16 protein-coding genes are annotated in these 15,091 nt (G+C 72.9%); 3 read left to right on the top strand and 13 right to left on the bottom strand.

Annotated elements, in window-relative coordinates:
* Nucleotides 1–144: 144 nt before the first annotated feature.
* The 13 genes from PSED_RS13165 to PSED_RS13105 all read right to left on the bottom strand — a co-directional run bounded on the left by PSED_RS13165 (nt 145) and on the right by PSED_RS13105 (nt 12,111).
* Nucleotides 145–1,050, bottom strand: a complete 906-nt coding sequence (locus PSED_RS13165; protein ID WP_013674736.1) for a TrmB family transcriptional regulator — start codon at nt 1,048–1,050, stop codon at nt 145–147.
* Nucleotides 1,047–2,495, bottom strand: a complete 1,449-nt coding sequence (locus PSED_RS13160) for an FAD-dependent oxidoreductase (protein WP_041759610.1) — start codon at nt 2,493–2,495, stop codon at nt 1,047–1,049. The genes PSED_RS13165 and PSED_RS13160 overlap by 4 nt, the downstream gene beginning before the upstream one ends.
* An 8-nt stretch (nt 2,496–2,503) precedes the next feature.
* Entirely contained in the window at nt 2,504–2,965 is a 462-nt protein-coding gene (locus tag PSED_RS13155) for a VOC family protein (RefSeq protein ID WP_013674734.1), read from the bottom strand.
* A 12-nt stretch (nt 2,966–2,977) separates the two neighbouring features.
* Complete coding sequence (locus PSED_RS13150) at nt 2,978–3,739, bottom strand: SDR family NAD(P)-dependent oxidoreductase (RefSeq protein WP_013674733.1); 762 nt, start codon at nt 3,737–3,739, stop codon at nt 2,978–2,980.
* Nucleotides 3,736–4,530 carry an SDR family NAD(P)-dependent oxidoreductase gene (locus PSED_RS13145; RefSeq protein ID WP_013674732.1) on the bottom strand — a complete coding sequence of 265 codons (795 nt, stop codon included), beginning with the start codon at nt 4,528–4,530 and terminating at the stop codon, nt 3,736–3,738. The genes PSED_RS13150 and PSED_RS13145 overlap by 4 nt, the downstream gene beginning before the upstream one ends.
* A 34-nt stretch (nt 4,531–4,564) precedes the next feature.
* A complete protein-coding gene (locus tag PSED_RS13140; protein WP_013674731.1) occupies nt 4,565–5,137 on the bottom strand; it encodes a hypothetical protein in 573 nt (190 codons plus the stop codon).
* Between the two features lie 22 nt (nt 5,138–5,159).
* Nucleotides 5,160–5,864 carry an ABC transporter ATP-binding protein gene (locus tag PSED_RS13135; RefSeq protein ID WP_013674730.1) on the bottom strand — a complete coding sequence of 235 codons (705 nt, stop codon included), beginning with the start codon at nt 5,862–5,864 and terminating at the stop codon, nt 5,160–5,162.
* Nucleotides 5,848–6,678, bottom strand: a complete 831-nt coding sequence (locus PSED_RS13130) for an ABC transporter ATP-binding protein (protein ID WP_013674729.1) — start codon at nt 6,676–6,678, stop codon at nt 5,848–5,850. The genes PSED_RS13135 and PSED_RS13130 overlap by 17 nt, the downstream gene beginning before the upstream one ends.
* Nucleotides 6,678–7,799 carry a branched-chain amino acid ABC transporter permease gene (locus tag PSED_RS13125; protein ID WP_013674728.1) on the bottom strand — a complete coding sequence of 374 codons (1,122 nt, stop codon included), beginning with the start codon at nt 7,797–7,799 and terminating at the stop codon, nt 6,678–6,680. Before PSED_RS13125 ends, PSED_RS13130 begins: the two co-directional genes overlap by 1 nt.
* Nucleotides 7,792–8,655, bottom strand: coding sequence for a branched-chain amino acid ABC transporter permease (locus PSED_RS13120; RefSeq protein WP_013674727.1), 864 nt, complete (start codon nt 8,653–8,655; stop codon nt 7,792–7,794). The genes PSED_RS13125 and PSED_RS13120 overlap by 8 nt, the downstream gene beginning before the upstream one ends.
* A gap of 64 nt (nt 8,656–8,719) precedes the next feature.
* A complete protein-coding gene (locus PSED_RS13115) occupies nt 8,720–9,928 on the bottom strand; it encodes an ABC transporter substrate-binding protein (RefSeq protein WP_013674726.1) in 1,209 nt (402 codons plus the stop codon).
* A 107-nt stretch (nt 9,929–10,035) separates the two neighbouring features.
* The gene (locus PSED_RS13110) at nt 10,036–11,259 is read right to left on the bottom strand and encodes an alpha-hydroxy acid oxidase (protein WP_013674725.1); all 1,224 of its coding nucleotides are present in this window, start codon (nt 11,257–11,259) and stop codon (nt 10,036–10,038) included.
* A gap of 96 nt (nt 11,260–11,355) precedes the next feature.
* Complete coding sequence (locus PSED_RS13105) at nt 11,356–12,111, bottom strand: class II aldolase/adducin family protein (RefSeq protein WP_013674724.1); 756 nt, start codon at nt 12,109–12,111, stop codon at nt 11,356–11,358.
* Nucleotides 12,112–12,277: 166 nt separating this feature from the next.
* On the opposite strand from PSED_RS13105, the gene PSED_RS13100 reads away from it, so the two are divergent.
* The 3 genes from PSED_RS13100 to PSED_RS13090 are packed head-to-tail and all read left to right on the top strand — an operon-like array spanning nt 12,278 to nt 15,088.
* Nucleotides 12,278–13,222: a ketopantoate reductase family protein gene (locus PSED_RS13100; protein WP_013674723.1), complete on the top strand. Its 945-nt coding sequence runs from the start codon at nt 12,278–12,280 to the stop codon at nt 13,220–13,222.
* A gap of 58 nt (nt 13,223–13,280) precedes the next feature.
* Nucleotides 13,281–14,084 carry a sugar phosphate isomerase/epimerase family protein gene (locus PSED_RS13095; RefSeq protein ID WP_013674722.1) on the top strand — a complete coding sequence of 268 codons (804 nt, stop codon included), beginning with the start codon at nt 13,281–13,283 and terminating at the stop codon, nt 14,082–14,084.
* Between the two features lie 2 nt (nt 14,085–14,086).
* Nucleotides 14,087–15,088, top strand: a complete 1,002-nt coding sequence (locus PSED_RS13090) for a zinc-dependent alcohol dehydrogenase (RefSeq protein WP_013674721.1) — start codon at nt 14,087–14,089, stop codon at nt 15,086–15,088.
* The last annotated feature ends 3 nt before the right edge of the window (nt 15,089–15,091 follow it).

Genomic DNA, 15,091 nt, shown 5'->3' with positions numbered 1-15,091 from the left:
CGCGGCGGCTGCGCACCCCCCCTGCGCGGCATCAACGTGTTCCGCGTCGAGCGCGGCCTCGTCGTCGAACGCCGGGGCCGGCTCGACGAGCTCGGGCTGCGTCGACAGCTCGGGCTCACCCGTGACGGACCCCTGCGCGGGCGGTCAGGCCGACCGGCCGCCGCGGCGGCGCCTGCGGCCGCCGGGGCGCGACTCGCCGTCGGAGCCACCCGCCCGCAGGGCGGTGGCCGCGAACCCGTGGTCGGAGCGCAGGCGGGCGAGGTCGACGTCGTCGGTCCAGAAGGCGGCGACCTCGTCGGCCGGGAAGTGCTCGGCCATGAGCTGCATCGCGATGTCGTGGCGGACGTACTCGACGGCCACCATCACGACGGCCGGGTTGTCGGAGAAGATGCCCCACGCGTCGTCGCCGACGAACCCGCCGATGACGCACTCGCGGCGGTCGGCGACGGCGACGAACAGCCGGCAGCCCAGGTTCTCCAGCACCACCGCGGGCGGCGAGAGCCGGTGGGAGTAGGTGTGCCCGGGGATCTCCTCGTCCTCGCCGTAGGTCAGCGTCGTGACGGCGACCCCGCGGGCGTCGGCCTCGCGGACCAGCTGCTCGAGGTCGACGTTCTCCTGCGGCCACGTCGACAGGAACAGGTCGTGCCGCGCCCCGGCCACGACGTCGCCCGCGCGTTCGAGCAGCGCGTCGCGGCCGGTGAGGTTGTGGATCAGGTGCACCCGCGACGGCGGGACGATCGCGGGCAGCGCGGCCCGCAGCGAGCCGAGTGTCGACTCGTAGCGCCGCCGCAGCCGGTCGAGCAGCGAGGCGGGCGGCAGCGGCAGGTAGGTGACGGTGTCGTCGTCGGTGCGGACCTCGTAGGTGGCGCCGCTCGCGGTGAGCTTGCCGAGCGTCTCGTAGACGGTGCTGCGTGGCACCCCGGAACGCTTCGCGACCTCGTAGCCGTTGAGCGGTTCCCCTGCCGCGACCAGCGCGAGGTACGCCTTCGCCTCGTACATCGACATCCCCAGCTCCTGGAGCTGGGCGACGACGCCGTCGGGTGCCGTCATCGGTCGGCCAGGTGCACGAGCGCGATCTTCGTGTCCAGCTTGCTGGGCAGGAACGCGCCCTGCACGCTGTGCCGCACGCGGGTGTCGACCTCGCCGCGGGCGGCGGCGCGGCCCGCGAGGCGGCCGAGGGTGAAGCCGCCAGAGATGCGGGTGCCGCCGAGTTCCGCGGTACCGCCGAGCCCGCCGAGGCAGTCCCCGGCCGCGTAGAGGCCGGGGATCGGCGCGCCGAACACGTCGATGACCTGCAACGACTGCGTGGCGCGGAAGCCGCCGGAGACGAAGTTGACGCCGACGACCATCGGGATCGCGGTGAACGGCGCGGTCGCGCAGGCACGCCGCCCGGGCGGCATGACGACGCGCCCGGTCAGCGGGTCGCGCGTCGCGTCGGTGGCGAGGAACGCGTTCCAGCCGGCGACGGTCGCCTCGAGCGCGGCGACGGGCACGCCGATCGTCGACGCCAGCTCCACGAGGGTCGGAGCCTGCACGGCCGGTTCGGGCATCTGCCCGATGAGCGTGGCCTTCTCCCGGGCGACGACGTCGTCGACGATGTACCAGCCGCGCCGGCCGGGCTGGCCGAGCAGGGCCTCGACGCGCTCCTCGTAGGGGCCCGCCTCGTCGTGGAAGCGCACGCCGGACTCGTTGACGGCGATGGCGTCCTCGACCAGCGACGACGAGACGATCACCAGCGGCGGCACGAAGGTCATGTTCACCAGGTCGCCGCCGACGGCCTGGCCCATCAGGTGCCCGTCGCCGCGGCACGTGTCGACACCGAGGTAGGGCCCGCGGGCGAGGAAGTTCGGCTGGTAGCGCTGCCGCAGCTCCGGGTTGGACTGGTAGCCGCCGGTCGCGAGCACGACACCGCCGCGCGCCGTGATCGACGTGGTGCCGTCGGGCCCGTCCACCAGGACGCCGGTGACCCGGCCGGCGTCGGTCAGCAGCCGCCGCGCCGTCGTCCCGAACAGGGTGCGGACGTTCGGCGACGCGAAGTCCGGCTCGAAGGCGCGGGCGAACATCCACGGGTCGACGACGGCCGCCATCCGGTCGACGGTGTGCTGCTTGGGCCGCGGGATGAACCGGCTGAACCGCACGCCGCGCGCGGTGAGGATGTCGTAGGTCTCGGCGCTCTCCCGCCCGAACAGCCGCACGAGGTCCTCGTCGACCACCATGCCGTAACCCTCGGCGGCCTCGGCGGTCATCCGCGCGGCGTCGGCGACGAACGTCTCGACGTCGTCGACGATGCCCTGCTCGGCCTGCATCGCGGAGTTCACGAACGTCAGGTAGCCGGTGGACCAGACGCAGTTGCCACCGATGTGGTCCATCGCCTCGACGGCGACGACGTCGACCCCGTCGGCGGCGGCCGCGGCGACGGCGGCCATCCCGGCGGGCCCGGTGCCGAGGACGACGACATCGCACTCGAGCGCGGAGCCGGTCGGCTCCGTACTCACGCCGTGACTCATGCCGTGCCCTCGATCCAGGCCATCAGCTCCGGCTTCACGGACTCGTCGACCAGCTCCAGCCAGGGCCCGCCGCCCGGCGCCCGCATGTAGGCGAAGCGGACGGGGTTCCCGGAGTCGTCGACGGCGTGCACGACCTGCGTGCCGCCGGCCGCCCGCAGCGCGGCGACCCGGCCGGGCAGGTCGGCCTCCCAGTAGCCGAGGTGGTCCAGGCGCGCGCCGCCGTGGGCGCCGCCGGACCAGATGCCCCCGCTCACGTCCTGGATCAGTTCGACGTAGGGCGGTCCGGGCCGCGAGTAGGCGGCGAGGAGCTCGACCTGCAGGATCTCCGGCGAGTCGTCGACCTGCACCTTCAGGTGGCGCGGACGGATCTCCGACCAGGTTCGGCCGGCCGTGGCCGACAGCGCGGCCATCGCCTTCTCGATGTCGTCGACGACGTAGCCGACGTGGTAGAGCTCCATGAGGAAGGCCTCTCAGTCGTTCGTCACGCCGAGCGACAGACCGCCGTCGATCGTCAGGATGCTGCCGGTGGCCCACTCGGCCTCGGCGAGGTAGAGAACGGCCTCCGCGACCTCCTCGGTGGTGCCGATGCGCCCGATCGCGTGTGCCGCCGCCAGACCCTTGAGCCGCTCCTGCGCCTGCTCCGGGGTGCCCAGACCCGCGCGCTCGTTGATCTCGGTGTAGACCCCGCCGGGGCGGATGCAGTTGATCCGGACGCCCTGCGGGCCCAGCTCGGCGGCGAGCACACCGGTCAGGGCCTCGAGCGCACCCTTGGTCGCGGCGTAGGGCGACGCGCCGGGGAACGCGCGCTGGGTGTGCACGGACCCGAACACGACGACCGAGCCGGACCGCTCGCGCAGCGCGGGCATCGCGAGCCCGGTCAGCTGCACCGGCCCGACGACGTTGGCGTGGTAGAGGTCGAGCATCTGCTGCTCGTCGAGCTCGTCGATCTTGCCGCGGTACATGTTGCCCGCGGCGTTGACCAGCGTGTCGAGCCCGCCGCCGTGCTCGATCGCGGCGGCCAGCATCCGCTCGCGGTCCGCGGGCACGGTGACGTCACCGGCGACGACCGCGCAGGCCTCGCCGATGTCGTCGGCGACCTTGCGGATCTTGTCCTCGCGGCGCCCGCTGATCGTCACCCGCGCGCCGCGGGCGGCGAACAGCCGTGCCACACCTTCGCCGATGCCGCTGCCACCGCCGGTGACCAGCACCGACGTCCCGGCGACCTGCTTCACGAGACCTCCTGCGTCGGGTCGGGACCGTCGGCCCCGACCGAGTCGACCGACTTCGGGCGCGCCATCCGCGCCAGGGCGGCGACGGTGATGCCGCCGTCGACGGCGATGGTCTGCCCGGTGATGTACGCGGCGCCGGGCGAGGCCAGGAACATGACCGCGTCGGCGACCTGCTCGGCGGTGCCGAGCTCGCCGAGCGGCACCTGCCCCTGGCGAAGCCGCCGGATCTCGGGGTCGGCGTAGATCGCGTCGGACATGCCGGCGTTGATCAGACCGGGGGCGACGCAGTTGACGCGCACCCCGCTGCCCGCCCACTCCAGCGCCATCTGCTCCGACAGCCGGATCACCGCGGCCTTGGTCGCGGTGTAGGCGCCGCCGTTGGGAGCGGCCGCGATCCCGTTGATCGACGAGATGTTGACGACGGCCCCACCCTCGGCACCCATCCGGTTCGCCCCTTCGCGGGCGACGACGAACGTGCCGGTGAGGTTGACGTCGAGGACGGCCTTCCAGTCGGCGATCGACAGCGTCGCGAGCGGCCCGAAGCGGACCAGCCCGGCGTTGTTGACGACGAGTGAAGGCGGCCCGTCGAGCGCCTCGAACCCGGCGACGACGTCGTTCTCGGATGTCACGTCCACACGGCGCGCGGTCGCGGCGTCGCCGATCCCCGCGGCGGTGGCCGCGGCGGCGTCGGCGTCGAGGTCCCAGCAGGCGACGCGGTAGCCGGCCTTGCCGGCGTGGCGGGCGATGACGGCACCGATGCCGCTGCCCGCGCCGGTGACGACGGCGAGAGTCATGGTCTTCTCCTGGAGGGGACGTCGGGGAGCGCGCTCACTGCGACACCGTGACCTGCCACGTGCACAGGTCCTCCGCGGCGTCCGGTGGCGTCACCGTCCACGCGTCGCCCGCGTGGCTCGCGATGCTGCGGATGCAGCGGGCGCAGTAACGCGGATGGTCGCCGGGCACACCCGGCACCTCGCCGTCGGCGACCATCGCGACGTCGGGGTTGTCGCGCCAGTAGTGCCCGCCGCTGCCGCAGGCGTGCCGGAACGTCGTCGTCGGCCCGACCGACGACACCGTCCCGACCGATCCGTGCGCCCGCAGCAGCGCCGCGATCTCGGCCGGGTCGACCGAGACCCCGGAGCCGACGAGGTCGTCGATCCCGACGGTCGTCTCCCCGATCAGCCGGGTGATGACGTCGTTCACGGCGTGCTCGCCGCCCGTCGCGTCGGTGGCGACGTCGATGAGCTGCACGATCAGCGCGACGAGCCGGTCGTGCAGCCCGCGCCAGCGGGCGTGTTCGGCGTCGACCAGTTCCAGGACGCGCGGGTCGACCGGTGGGTCGAGCGCGCGCAGCTGGTCGGGGAGCTGCCGCAGGTGCAGCTCCCCCGTGTCCCCCGTCATCCGTCCCCCTCGGGTACCGCTGTCAGCGCAGGTACGAGCTCACCAGCTCGTCGGAGGCCAACAGCTCGTCGGAGTCCCGCGTGAGCTCGTTGCGCCCGCCCCGCAGGATGTAGGTGCGGTCCGAGACGCGCAGCGCAGCCGCCTGCTGTTCCACGATCAGCAGCGTGACGCCCTGCTCGCGCAGCTCGCGCACGACGTCGAACAGGTCGCGCACGACGCGGGGCGCGAGACCGAACGACAGCTCGTCGATGAGCAGCAGCCGGGGCTGGCTCATCAGCGCGCGGCCGAGCGCGAGCATCTGCTGCTGCCCGCCCGACAGCGACGACGCCGACTGGTCGAGGCGGCCCGCGAGCTCCGGGAACAGGCCCAGGACGCGGTCGCGGTCGGCCTTGGCCGCGTTGCCGTGCGCGCGGCGGGCGGCGAGCCCCAGGTCGAGGTTCTCCCCCACCGTGAGCGTCTGGAAGATGCCGCGGCCCTCCGGCAGCTGGCACAGCCCCAGGCCGGCGCGCTTGTTGGGCGGCAGCTTGCCGAGGTCCTTGCCGTCGAAGGTGATGCGGCCCGACCACAGCGGCAGCACCCCCGACAGCAGGCGCATCAGCGACGTCTTCCCGGTGCCGTTGGGCCCGAGGACGGTGACGATCTCACCCTCGTCGACGGTCAGCGACACCCCGTGCAGGACCTCCAGACCGCCGTAGCCGGTCCGGGCATCGTCAATCTCCAGCAGCAACGTCGGCTCCCAGGTAGGCCTCGACGACGACGGGGTCGCGCAGGACGTCCTTGGGCGGTCCGTTCTGGATGATCCGCCCGAAGTGCAGGACCGCGGCCGTGGGACACAGCCGGGTGATGAGCTCGAGGTCGTGCTCGATGATCATGACGGCGGCCTCCGGCCGCTCCTCGAGCCAGCCGTTGAGGCCCTCGACCAGCCGGTCGACGTCCTCGGCGCCGAGACCGGCGGCGGGTTCGTCGAGCAGCAGCAGGGCGGGGTCGTTGAGCAGCCCCCGCGCCACCTCGATGATCTTCTGGCTGCCGATCGGGAACTGGTTCGCCGCCCGGTCGGGGTGCTCGCCGAGACCGAAGACGCCCAGGAGCTCGCGGGCGCGGGCCCGCTGGTCCTTCTCGTCGCGGCGGGCGGCGGGGATGCCGAACAGCTCGGCGATGTGCCCGTGCCGGTGGTGGCGGCCGCCGCCGACCATCACGTTCTCGATCGCCGAGAGGTTCGGGATGAGCCGCGGGGTCTGGAAGGTGCGGGAGACGCCGAGCCGGGCGACCTTGTCGGGCCGCAGCCCGATGACGCTCTGCTCGCCGAGGCGGACGTCGCCGGCGTCGGGCCGCAGGTAGCCGGAGACGACGTTGAGGCACGTCGTCTTGCCGGCGCCGTTGGGCCCGATGAGCCCGGTGAACCCGGGCCGCACCGCGAGGTTCACGCCCTCCAGCACGGAGTTGCCGCCGAAGGACTTGCTGACGCCGTCGAACTCGACGACGGGCGTCGCCTCGCGCGAGGGGGTGGCCGTGTCACCGGCGTCGACGGTCTCGGTGGACATCACGCGTCCTCCTTCGCAGCGGTCTCCGGAGCGGCGGCGGTGCCCTCGGTGCCGGGGACCGGCGTGGCGGGCTTGCGGCGCAACAGTGCCGTCCCGAATCGGGAGTCACGGACGGTCCGGAACAGCGACGTGAGCCCGCCCGGCAGGAGCGCGATCACGACCATCAGCACGAGGCCGTAGGCAATGGCCTGCTGGTCGCCGAGGTCCTGGAAGAACTCGATGATGACGACGGCGAACGCCGCGCCGACCAGCGGGCCCCACAGCGACCCGGCGCCGCCGACGAAGACCATGACCAGCATCGGGACCAGCAGGTTCATGTGGAACATGGCCGGGAAGATGAAGGTCTGCAGCTGGGAGTACAGGGTGCCGGCGACCGCGGCGATGAACCCGGACAGCCCGAACGCGACGAGGCGGTAGCGCAGCACCGACACCCCGAGCGAGCCGGTGAGCGGACCGAGGTCGCGCACCGCCTGCAGGGTGCGGCCGAAGCGGCCGAGCAGGGCGCGGCGGGTGAGGAAGAACGTCAGGGCCGCGACGACGAGGATCACGAAGTAGGTCGAGGCGCTGCCGGTGATGCCGGGCAGCGTCCACACGTCGACGTTCATGCCCGCACCGCCGCCGGTGATCGGCCGGGCGAACACCAGGAGCTCGACGATCGCCATGCCGAGCGCGAGCGTCGCGATGGCGAGGAAGAAGCCCTTCAGCCGGACCGCCGGGAATCCGATGATGACGGCGAGCAGGGCGGCGGCGACACCCGCGAGCGGGATCGTGATCAGGAACGGGACCCCGTGCTGGACGGAGATCGCGCTCCCGTAGGCGCCGAGCGCGAACAGCGCGGCGTGGGCGAGGCCGATCTGGCCCGACCAGCCGACGAGCAGGTTGAACCCGACGGTCGAGATCGCGTAGACGAGCGTCAGGCTGAGGACGAACACCAGGTAGGAGTTCGCGACGAACGGCACCGCGAAGAGCACCACCAGGGCGACGATCGCCACGATGCCCTTGCGCAGGCCCGACCCGCGCCCGCCCTCGTCGGCGGCGCCGGCGTTGGCTCTGATCCCGGCCGCGACGGCGGCGGGCCCGGTGGTCGGGGCGCTCGCGAGCACCTCGGTCGAGTCAGACATCGCGCAACCTCACTCCCTTGGTGAACCCGTCGGGTCGCAGGACCAGGACCAGGAACACGATCAGCAGCGCGACGGAGAACTGCGCCGCGGTCGACAGGTAGGCGCCGACGAACTGCTGGATGACACCCAGGATCAGGCCGCCGACGAACGTGCCGATCAGCGACGTGAAGCCGCCCATCGTGGCGGCGACGAAGCCGTAGATGATCAGCGACGTCGGCGTGATCGTCGAGACCAGCGACGACTGCGCCTGCAGCATCACGGTGACCGCGGCGATGAGCCCGCCGATGCCCCACGCGATGGCCGACAACCGGCCCGCGTTGACGCCGATGAGCCGTGCGGTCGCCCGGTTCTCGGCGACGGCGCGCATCTGCGCTCCCGTCGACGACCGGAAGAACATGGTGATCGCGACGGCGCCGACGAGCCCGACGACGATCGACACGATCTGCGAGACGCCGATGGACACGCCACCACCGACGCCGACCGACACACCCGACCAGGGTGCGGGGAAGCTGCGGGGGTCGTGCCCCCAGATCAGCCCGACGACCGCGTTGAGCGCGAGCGAGAGGCCGATCGTCATCAGCAGCAACGGGAAGTGCCCGTACTTCGACAGCCTGCGCATGAGCGCGGCGTCGATGAGCACTCCGAGTGCGATGCCGACGACGAGTGTCGCCAGCACGGTGATCCAGAACGGCAACCCCGCCGCGGCGAGGGAGATGCCGACGTAGGTGGCCACGAGTCCCATCTCCGCCATCGCGAAGTTGGGGACGTCGGCGGCCTTCATGACGACGACGATGGCCAGGCCGAGCAGGGCGAACCAGCTTCCGGACTCCAGCCCGCTGACGATGGTCTGCAGCACGTTTCTCTCCTTCCTGCTCGGCCCGGCCCGTCGGGACCGGGGTCATTTCCCGGGGTGGTGCGGATCAGATGGGGGCCATGAACTCCTGCTCGACGACCCACTTACCACCGGTGTACTTCGCGATACCGGCCTGCCTGGCGCAGGTGTGTCCGTCGGGCAGCGGTCCGCACTCGATGTCCGGGATCGACCCGAGCTTGATCGGCTCGGACTTCAGACCCTCGGCGGTCTTCTGGAAGTTCGCGTAGGAGACGTCGTCACCCATGCGCTTGACCAGCTCGGCGAACGCCTGGACGAAGCTGTAGGTCTGCAGCGAGAAGCCGCTCTCGGCCTGCGGCTTGCCGCTCTTCTTCGCCAGCTCGCGCCAGTGCTCGACGGCGGGGTTGTTCGTGGAGACGGTGTCGGCCTGCATGCCGCCGAGGAAACCTTCGGCCGCCTCGCCCGCCGGGCCGACGGTCGACGGACCGCCGGTGCCGCCGGCGCCCTGGTCGGCGAAGACCATGCCGGTGAAGCCCTGCGCCAGCAGTTGCTTGAGGATCAGCGCGGTCGAAGTGTTGTCCTCGGCGAGCAGCACGGCGTCGGGCTGGGCCGCGACGACCTTGTTGACCGCGGAGCTGACCTCGGTGCTGCCGGTGGCCGTGGTCTCGTCGGCGACGACCTGCATGTCCGGGTGCTTGGGCATCTGCGCGTCGAGCGCCTGCTTGGCCGAGACACCGAGGTCGTTGTCCTGCTTGATGACCGCGAGGCGCTTGGCGCCCTTCTTGGCGAAGTAGTCGATCGCGACCGCGTCCTGGGCCGCGCGGGTGGCGCTGAGCAGGTAGACCTCGGCCTGCTTCGGGTCGGCCGGGGAGATCGGGCCCCACATCGGCGTCTTGTTCTCGGCGAGGAACTGCCAGGTCCCGGGCAGGCCCTGCGAGCCCGCGGGGGCGACGATCGCGTAGACCTTCTCCTGCGAGACCAGGCGCCGGACGTTGGTGACGACGCGGTCGGGAGTGAAGCCGTCGTCGAGGATGATCGCGTTGACCTTGCGACCGCCGATGCCGCCGCCTGCGTTGATCTCGTCGACCGCGATCTGGATGCCGGCCTGCAGGCCCTGGCCGGAGACGGCCGCGGTGCCGGTGATGGGGAGCGTCGCGCCGATCGTGATCTGGTCGGCGGTGATGCCCGGTGGTGTCTCACCTCCCCCCGACCCGGAACTGCTGGAGACGTTTCCGCATGCCGTCGCGAGCAGCGCGGTGACGGCCGCTGCCGCGAACAGGAGAGGCTTGCGCATCATCGGGGATCCTCCGCTGGGGTGACGCGCGGACGTGTGACGGCCGCAACTCCGGCGAAATGTAAGGGTCACACGAAGCGTCGTCAACTGCCTAACGACGTTCTAGTAGGTCACGATTTACGCACGGGCTCCGGAACGCCGTCGGCAAGGCCGCCGGCGACGGCACGCGGCCACGGGCCCACCGCCGAACAGTCCAATGTGGCTACGCCCGGACGGCCGATCAGCGCCAGTGTGCGGTCGATCTCGTCGCGCAGGATGGCGAGCATCCGCTCGACGCCCGCGGTGCCGCCGGCCGCCAGCCCGTAGACCCACGGACGGCCGAGCAGGCACGCCCGCGCACCGAGCGCGAGCGCCTTCACGACGTCGCCGCCGCGGCGGACGCCGCCGTCGAGCAGCACGTCGACGTCGGCCGGGACCGCGTCGACGACCTCCGGCAGCACGTCCAGGGCGGCCGGGACGGAGTCACCCTGCCGGCCGCCGTGGTTGGACACCGCGACCGCGCGGCACCCGACGTCGACGGCCCGCTTGGCGTCCTCGCCGGTCATCACGCCCTTGAGGACGACGGGCCCGCCCCAGCGCTCGACCATCCACTCGAGGTCGCGCCAGGTGTGCGCCGGGTTGAGCAGCCCGTTGGTGTAGACGGCCAGGCCCGTCGTGCCCTTGGCCTCGGTCATGAGCCCGGTGAAGTTCGCGAACGTCGGCCTCGGGTGGGTCAGCAGCCCCGCGAGCCAGCCGGGATGGCGCAGCAGGTCCCAGCCCGTCCTGGGGTTGACCTGCGGCGGGACCGTGAGGCCGTTGCGCAGGTCCTTCTCCCTGGCCCCGACGACGGGCACGTCGACCGTGACGACCATCGCCTCGAACCCGCTGTCGCGGGCGCGGCCGATGATGTTCTCCACGGTGCCCCGGTCGCCCCACGGATAGAGCTGGAACCACTGCGGCGAGGCCACCGAGGCGGCGACGTCCTCGATCGACACGCTCGACCCCGAGCTGGTCACCGACACCGTGCCGAAGGCGTGCGCGGCGGCCGCCGAGGCCCGTTCACCCTCGTGGTCGACCATGCGCATGAGCCCGGTCGGCCCGAGGATCACCGGCAGCTCCAGCCGCCTGCCCAGCACCGTGACGTGCTGCGGGCGCTCGGAGACGTCGACGAGCACCCGCGGCCGGAACGACACCCGGTCGAACGCCGCCTCGTTCTCGGTGAGCGTCAGCTCGTCCTCGGCCCCGCCGTCGACGAAGTCGAACACCATGCGCGGCAACCGACGGCGCGCCGCCGCGCGCAGATCGGCGACCGTCACCGCCGATGCGAGCCGGCCCCGCCGTGCACTCCCGACCACGTGGTCCCTCCTGGTTCTCGGCCGAGCACGACGGTGCCGGGCCACACGCGTGGCGCGGGCCCGGAACCGTCGTGACCCGACGAACGACGCCTGCCCTCAGCCGCGCTGCAGCGTCGCGAAGAGGTCCGGGTCGCTGCGGATCAGTCGGCGGTAGTTCGCGATCCACATCTGCTCGCGGAACTTGTTCTTCAGGTACGCGCCGCGGTAGCTCTCGGCGATCTGACGGTCGAGCGGCTTGCCGCCGACGGCCATGGCCGCCAGCTGGTAGCCGGCGCACAGCTCCATGATCAGCGCCTCCATCGTGACCCGCTCCAGCGTGTCGCCGACGTGCAGCGACCCGTGGTGGCCCATGAGCAGCGCCTTCTTGCTCCCGAGCGCGGCGACCATGAGCTCGCCCTCCTCGGAGGGGACGAGGTTCGGGTCGTCGACCCACGGCACGACCTCGTCGAGCAGCAGCGAGGCGTAGTCGTAGTAGACCCCGTAGGGCTCACCCGTCGTGCTCAGCACCGACATGTTCTTCGCGTGGGTGTGGATCACGCAGTTCACGTCCGGCCGCGCCGAGTAGATCGAGGCGTGGAAGTTGATGCCGGGCGAGGCCGGCAGCGTGCCGGGCTCGATGACCTGGAGGTCGAAGCCGACCTTGCTGACGTGCTCGGGCAGCGTCTCGTCGAAGTACTGGAAGGGCGTGACGAGGAAGGCCTCCTCGCCGGGGACGCGCAGGCTGACGTGTCCGCCGACCTGACTGTCCAGACCCTCGCGGTGCAGGATGCGCCGCGCCGCGGCGATCTGGAACCGCGGGTCGCTCTCGCTGATCACGGGCTGGGTGGTCGGCGCGCTGTCGGTGAGACTCATCGGCTCCTCCGGTTCCGGGGTGCCGCCACCGGCCCGGGCGGCACCGCCTGCCCGGAAGGCTAGCCCGCCGCGGCGGAGCGGCGCTAGGGTTCTAGTGACGCTTTCAGGGTCAGGAATCGACCTACGTACTCGGCCGCGACGCGGCGGCTCCCCCGGAGGACAGGACATGACCGGACGCATCGGTGTGCTCGGAGCCGGCGGCATGGGATCGGCCTACGCCGCCCACCTCGCACGGGCCGGGGCGGACGTCGTCCTGATCGGCCGCGGCAGCGCGCACATCCGGGCCTTGCAGACTGCTCCGCTGCAGGTCGACCCGCCCGAGGGTGAGCCGTGGCGGGTCGACGTCCCGGTCGCGGTGCACGCGGCCGACGTCGCCCCGGGCTCGCTCGACGTGCTGCTCCTGCTCACCAAGGCCTACGACCTCGGCGAGGCCGCCGCCACGGCGGGGCACGTGCTCGCCGCGGACGGCGTCGCCGTCCCGCTGCAGAACGGGCTGGGCACCGACGCGCTGGTCGCGGACGTGTTCGGCGAGGAGCGCACCCTCGTCGGGACCACGACGGTGGGCGCCGCGCTGGCCGAACCGGGCCGGATCACGGTCTCGGCGTCGACGGCCGCGGGCGCCTCGCGCACCGACCTCGGCCGCATGGGGCGGGGTCGCGCACCCCTGGAACGCGGTGCCGCGGTCGCCGCTGCGCTGGGCGCCGCCGGCCTGTCGGCCGAGGCGGTTCCGCAGGTCGACACGCTGATCTGGAACAAGCTCGCGCTCGCATCCATGAGCCCGGTGAGCGCGGTCCCCCGGGTCACCGTCGCGACCGTGTGGAACAGCGCCGAGGGCCGCGACGTCGTCCAGACGATGGCCGCGGAGGTCGTCGCCGTGGCCCACGCCGAGGGCGTCGCGCTCGACCGCGACGAGGCGCTCGCGCACGCCCGCACCGTCTGGGCGGGCACCGGCGAGCACTACACCTCGATGTGCACCGACGTCCGCAACGGGCGGCGCACCGAGCTCTCGAGCATGGCCGCCGCGGTCGCGCGGCTCGCCGGCACCCACGGCGTGCCGGTACCGGTGCACACGACCGTGCTGGGCCTGCTGGCGCTCGCCGGGGTCCGGTGAGCCCGGTGACGTGCAGCACGCGTCGTCTCGTGGCTAGCGACTATCCGAGGAGCGCCCGATGATCTCCCTCGCGGCCGGCACGGTACTCGACGCCGGACCCGCGGCGACGCTCGACGCCGCCGCGGCGGCCGGGTACGACGCCGCGGGGCTGCGGCTGGCGGCCGACACCGACCGGGCCACCGCGACGCGGCTGCGTCGCAGGGCCGCCGACCAGGGCCTGGTGCTGCTCGACCTGGAGGTCGTGCGGCTCGGGCCCGACCGTGACCTCGACGAGGCGCTGCGCCTGCTCGACCTCGCCGTCGAGCTCGGCGCCCGGTACCTGTTGACGGTCAGCGGGCACCCCGAACGCGCCGCCACGCTCGACCAGCTGGCGACGCTGGTGGGCGCCGCCCACACGACCCCGGTCCGGGTCGCAGTGGAGTTCATGCGGTTCACCCGGATCCCGACGCTGGCCGACGCGGTCGGGCTCCTCGACGAGCTCGACGCCGACCCCGCCGACGCCGCCGTCCTGGTCGACGCGCTGCACCTGCAGCGCAGCGGGGGTTCTCCCGCCGACCTCGCCGCGGTCCCCGGGACCAGGATCGGCTATGTCCAGGTGTGCGACGGTCCCGCCACCGGCCCGGCCGACCTCGACGCCGTCGCCGACGAGGCCCGCCATCACCGGCTCGCCCCGGGCGAGGGCGAGCTGCCGTTGCGGGACCTGCTCGCGCGCCTGCCCGCGGACCTGCCGGTCTCGGTGGAGGTGCAGTCCGACCGGCTAGCTGCCGAGCTCGACCCGGCGGACCGCGCCCGCCGCCTGCTGGAGGCGACACAGCGCGTCCTCGTCACCGATCCCGCCACCACCGTCCTCGGACAGGAGTAGCCGTGCGCGCCGCCGTCACCACCGGCCCTCGCGACATCCGCGTCGAGACCGTCGCCGAGCCCGACCCCGGCCCCGGTGACGCCGTCGTCGACGTCGGCACCGTCGGGCTGTGCGGTACCGATCTGCACATGTACCTGGGGGAACGACACGACACCGGGTTCCCGCTGCGGCAGGGGCACGAGGTCGGCGGCACGCTCACCGCGCTCCCCCGCGGCTACGACGGCCCGCTGCAGGTCGGGGACACGGTCACGATCAACCCGGCCATCCCGTGCGGGCGCTGCCGGCCCTGCACCCGCGGGCGGTGGCCGGCGTGCACGTCGTTCCGCGCGCTGGGCGTCGCGCTGCCGGGCGGGCTGGCCGAGCAGGTCGTCGCGCCCGTCGGGCAGCTCTTCGGCGCACCCGGGCTGACCCCGACCGAGGCCGCCCTCGTCGAGCCGTTCTCGATCGCGGCGATGGCGGTCGCGCGCGCCGAGCTGCGTGGCGACGAGCGGATCGCGATCGTCGGCGCCGGCCCCATCGGCCTGGCCGTCACGGTGTGCGCGGCCGCCGCGGGGCACGAGATCCTCGTCAGCGACCCGGTCGCCGGGCGTCGGGCGCTCGCCGCCGAGCTGGGCGCCGCCCGCGTCGTCGACCCGCTCGCCGAGCCCGGTGCCGTCGCCGACTGGTCGCACGGCGAGGGTGCCGACGTCGCGTTCGAGGCCTCGGGAACCCGCCCCGGGCTCGAGTCCGCGCTGGGCGCGGTCGGCAACGGCGGCCGGCTCGTCGTGGTCGGTGTCGCGGCCCACGACCTCGTGGTGCCCGTGCCCAAGGTGCTGTTCGAGGGTGTCACGATCGTCGGCGCCCGGGCGGGCCTGTTCCCTGAGGCGCTCGCGGTGGTCGGCGCGCAGCGCGAGGCCGTGGCGCGCTTCGTCAGCGCCACCTACCCCCTCGACGACGTCGCCGCCGCCTTCGACCACGCCATCACCGGCGCCGCCGAGATCGTGAAGGTGTTGGTCACTCCGTGACCC

The organism is Pseudonocardia benzenivorans CB1190, assembly GCF_000196675.2.
Lineage (GTDB): Bacteria > Actinomycetota > Actinomycetes > Mycobacteriales > Pseudonocardiaceae > Pseudonocardia > Pseudonocardia benzenivorans.
The sequence above is the reverse complement of the archived record's forward strand: the minus strand, read 5'-3'. Positions and strand labels throughout refer to the sequence as shown.